Source organism: Paracoccus sp. (in: a-proteobacteria), from assembly GCF_039808215.1.
Classification (GTDB): Bacteria; Pseudomonadota; Alphaproteobacteria; order Rhodobacterales; family Rhodobacteraceae; genus Paracoccus.
Genome location: NZ_JBDHSP010000142.1, coordinates 1 through 3,415 on the forward strand (window position 1 = coordinate 1; position 3,415 = coordinate 3,415).

Here is a 3,415-nt window from a genome sequence, read left to right on the forward strand (position 1 = left end):
GCAGGGCGTTTCGACGCCTGACCGTATCTGAAACCGCATGGGCCCGCTCAGATACACAGAGTTTCAGACACTCCCAGCCGGCTCGCTCGATGACGTGAGCGCCGGGTTCCAACTCCCAAAGGACTTCGATTTCCTCCCCGAGGGCGTCTTCGTCGATCGACGTCAATCGGATGAGGTGGCGTTTGGGAAGGCCCGGCGCCGTCGATCCACCGTCGACCTCCGACACGATCCATTGCCGCCGGCGCGCTTCGACCAGTTGGCCCGGCTCAGGAATCGTGTGGTGGGCGATCTGAGTCGCCGCGCTGCTCGCATTTCCGACGATCATTGCAGCCCGCTCCCGCCTCGAACGACGTTTTCGATGCGTTCGGCTGCTTCGCCAGCGCGTTCATGCGCCCATACGCGGATGACACGCCAACCCAAAGCGCTGAGGCGGCGATCAGTATCCGCGTCTCGGGCGCGATTGGCTTCGATCTTGTCACGCCAAAATTGCGCGTTGCTCTTCGGCCAGGAGGCGTGCTCCGGGCACCCATGCCAGAAGCAGCCGTCGACGAAGACGGCGACCCTATTGCGGGGAAACACGATGTCGGCGACCCGCCGTGGCTTGGTCAGCAGCGGGACATGCAAACGGTAGCGCAGCCCTCTCGCGTGCAGTTCCCTGCGCAACGAGAGTTCGGCGTCGGTGCCCTTCTGCCGCACCCGAGCCATGCGGAGGCTCGCTTCATGCGACGAGGGGCTTACGCGCGACATCCGCGGTGCCTCCCTTCTTCGCCTGATCCGTCTGTGCCCCGACACCGAGATGAGTCACGATGCTTTGGCCGATTGCTTCGCCGAGAGCGACGGGGACTGCATTGCCGATCATCCGGCCCAACGCCTTGAAATGGGTCGGGCCGTCATCCGCCACGAAAGCGTATTTCTTCGGAAAGCCTTGCAGGATCGCCCCCTCGCGCAGGGAGATCGCTCGGTCCTGCTCGGGATGGCCGAAGCGGCCGTTGCCGAAACCATAGAATTGCGTGGTGATCGTCGGAGACGGATCTTCCCAGCTCATGCGCCCATAGACACCCGGATAGGTGCGGCCCGTCTCCCGCCGATGGCATTCGGCAACCAAGCGCTGGGGCCAATCACGCCACGTCCCGCCGGGGCGGGACGCACGAATGCGCTCCAGGTTCAAATCCGACAGTCGAGACGAGACATGGAAGGCATCGTCGTCGTGGACGCTTCCCGCCCCGATGGCGGGGAGCCTTCCGATCGCGTCCCTGACGGTTTTTGGCTTCTTGTGGGTCGGCGAGATCAACTCGATGGGGCCGATCAGGCTCGCCAGAATGACCATCCGCCGTCTGGTCTGTGGCAACCCGTACTGGGTGCAATCCACGACGCTCTTCCAGACCTTGTAGCCCTGCCGCTCAAGGGTGGCGACGAAGTCGTCGAAGACGGCGTGCTTTTCGACGAGGGGCACGTTCTCCATGGTCACGATGTCCGGGCGAACGGATTTCACCAGACGCGCGAACTGATACAGCAGCGGCCAGCGCGGGCTGGTCAGGGTGTCGTAACGCTGGGAGTAGGTCGAGAACGGTTGGCATGGAGCGCAGCCCGCCAGAATCCGTATCTTCGCATTGCCATACAGCTTGTTCAGGTCCGACGGCTTTACACTCTTGATGTCCTTCGTGAGGAAGCGCGCGCCATTGTTGGTCTCGAACGGATAACGGCACGCCGTATCGACATCGATGCCTGCGACGACCGGGACGCCGGCTCGAATGAGGCCATGCGTCAAGCCGCCCGCGCCGCAGAACAGATCGATACACGCTACCTCGCTCATCCCTTCCTCCCCGAGGTGCGTTTCTCCGATCCTTGCGCATCCCCTACAGACTGTTCGCCGTCCTCGTCGGACGCTTTTCCGGCTCTCACCCACGAATCGACTTCGTCGGATTTGAATTTCCAAAGTCTTCCGACCTTGTGGGCGGGCATTTCTCTTTTCGCGATCCACCCGTAGATCGTATCTTTACTCACTCCCAAGTAGCCGGCGATTTCCTCGACGGACATCCAGCGATCAGACATAAACCGCCCTTTCTCCGGCCGACGCGGGTGCCAGACATCATTCCATGGATGAAAAGGCGAGTAAAGCCGGTTTGATATGATTTAAGCCGGTTTTAGCTGATATTGGCCGGTTTGCGGGCCTTTGTAACACTCTGGGCGTCCGTTCCTAACTCGGGAAAGCCGCTTTCACCGGCCGTCCTGCCGTCACGCGGTCTCGCACGGTCGCCAGACGAGTTTTCAATGTGGTGGCGCCTTTGGCGCTCAGCCCATCTGAACCGTGAAGTCGACGATAGATCACGCAGAATGAAACCATCTTTCTTCAGAGCTGAGCAACCATCATGAACTAATCTTAACTTCTGTAAACACGGAGAAAGGTGGCTCCGTCATGATCGAGTTGCGTCATGTCCACTATTTTGTCGTCGCCTCGGAGCATGGTAGCTTTCGTAAAGCAGCGAAGCACCTGAACATCGAAGAGTCGGCGGTGAGCCGCCGTATCCGCGATCTCGAGGACAATCTCGGCGCTTCCCTGTTCCATCGCCATCACGCCGGGGTCTCGCTCACCGTGGCAGGACAGCGCTTCCTCCGCCGGGCGCGCATCGCGCTCCAGCAGATCGAGGACGGAATCAGCGAGGTCGCCGCGGTCGGGCGATCCGAGGACGGCATCGTCAAGATCGGCATCTTCTCGTCGCTGGCGTCGGGGTTCCTTTTCGACCTGATGAAGGTGTTCGACGAGAAGCACCCGCGTGTGGTGGTCGAGCTGATCGAGGGCAATCCATCGGTCCATGTGGCTGCGATCCGCCAGCTTCAAATTGACGTGGCATTCATCACCGGCACGACCGAATGGCCCGACTGCGAGACCGAACAGCTCTGGACGGAGCGTGTGTTCTGCGTCCTTCCGACTGAGCACCGCCTGGCCACGAAGCAGACGCTGAACTGGCACGATCTCGCTCGCCAGAACTTTATCGTCAGCGATGCGGCGCCTGGGCCGGAGATCCACGACTATTTGATCCAACGTCTGGCCGGCCTCGGCCATCACCCGAACATCCACCCTCAATATGTTGGGCGAAGGATTTCCGCAAGAAGCTTGCGGAGATGGCCTCCGATTTCGCGCGCACCATCGAGCTCAGCGTGGAGGCATTCTCATCCGATCCGGCGGCGAAGGCCGAGCGCATCCGGCGGGTGAATGCCTGCGGCGAGGACGGGTTCCGGTTCTTCATCGAAACCTATCTGCCGCATTACGTCCGCGGCGAGGCCAGCCTGTTTCATGAGGCGGTGTTCGCCCGTGTGCCCGAGATCATGACGGCCGGGAATGGGGAGTGTCTGAAACTCTGTGTATCTGAGCGGGCCCATGCGGTTTCAGATACGGTCAGGCGTCGAAACGCCC

The 3,415-nt window shown here is 61.2% G+C and carries 5 protein-coding genes and 1 pseudogene; 2 read left to right on the forward strand and 4 right to left on the reverse strand.

What is annotated here, in order from left to right; translation table 11 throughout:
• From WMK75_RS18640 to WMK75_RS18655, 4 genes are all read right to left on the reverse strand, one after another.
• Window positions 1–325, reverse strand: a 325-nt coding sequence (locus WMK75_RS18640; protein ID WP_347269075.1) for a hypothetical protein, incomplete at its 3' end; no start/stop codon positions are given.
• A complete protein-coding gene (locus WMK75_RS18645) occupies window positions 322–747 on the reverse strand; it encodes a very short patch repair endonuclease (protein ID WP_347269076.1) in 426 nt (141 codons plus the stop codon). The genes WMK75_RS18645 and WMK75_RS18640, both read right to left, overlap by 4 nt.
• Window positions 719–1,813, reverse strand: a complete 1,095-nt coding sequence (locus tag WMK75_RS18650; RefSeq protein WP_347269077.1) for a DNA cytosine methyltransferase — start codon at window positions 1,811–1,813, stop codon at window positions 719–721. The genes WMK75_RS18645 and WMK75_RS18650 overlap by 29 nt, the downstream gene beginning before the upstream one ends.
• The gene (locus WMK75_RS18655) at window positions 1,810–2,052 is read right to left on the reverse strand and encodes a helix-turn-helix domain-containing protein (protein ID WP_347269078.1); all 243 of its coding nucleotides are present in this window, start codon (window positions 2,050–2,052) and stop codon (window positions 1,810–1,812) included. Before WMK75_RS18655 ends, WMK75_RS18650 begins: the two co-directional genes overlap by 4 nt.
• Window positions 2,053–2,416: 364 nt before the next feature.
• Between WMK75_RS18655 and WMK75_RS18660 the strand changes: the two genes are divergently transcribed.
• Window positions 2,417–3,214 carry a LysR family transcriptional regulator gene (locus tag WMK75_RS18660; protein WP_347269079.1) on the forward strand — a complete coding sequence of 266 codons (798 nt, stop codon included), beginning with the start codon at window positions 2,417–2,419 and terminating at the stop codon, window positions 3,212–3,214.
• Window positions 3,160–3,415 (forward strand): annotated as a pseudogene (locus WMK75_RS18665) (hypothetical protein); the annotation flags it as partial. The gene WMK75_RS18660 and the pseudogene WMK75_RS18665, both read left to right, overlap by 55 nt.

Bases quoted from the DNA above. Each gene is read 5' to 3' on its own strand.
- WMK75_RS18645 (WP_347269076.1), bottom strand. From the start codon at position 747: ATGTCGCGCGTAAGCCCCTCGTCGCATGAAGCGAGCCTCCGCATGGCT.
- WMK75_RS18650 (WP_347269077.1), bottom strand. From the start codon at position 1,813: ATGAGCGAGGTAGCGTGTATCGATCTGTTCTGCGGCGCGGGCGGCTTG.
- WMK75_RS18655 (WP_347269078.1), bottom strand. From the start codon at position 2,052: ATGTCTGATCGCTGGATGTCCGTCGAGGAAATCGCCGGCTACTTGGGA.
- WMK75_RS18660 (WP_347269079.1), top strand. From the start codon at position 2,417: ATGATCGAGTTGCGTCATGTCCACTATTTTGTCGTCGCCTCGGAGCAT.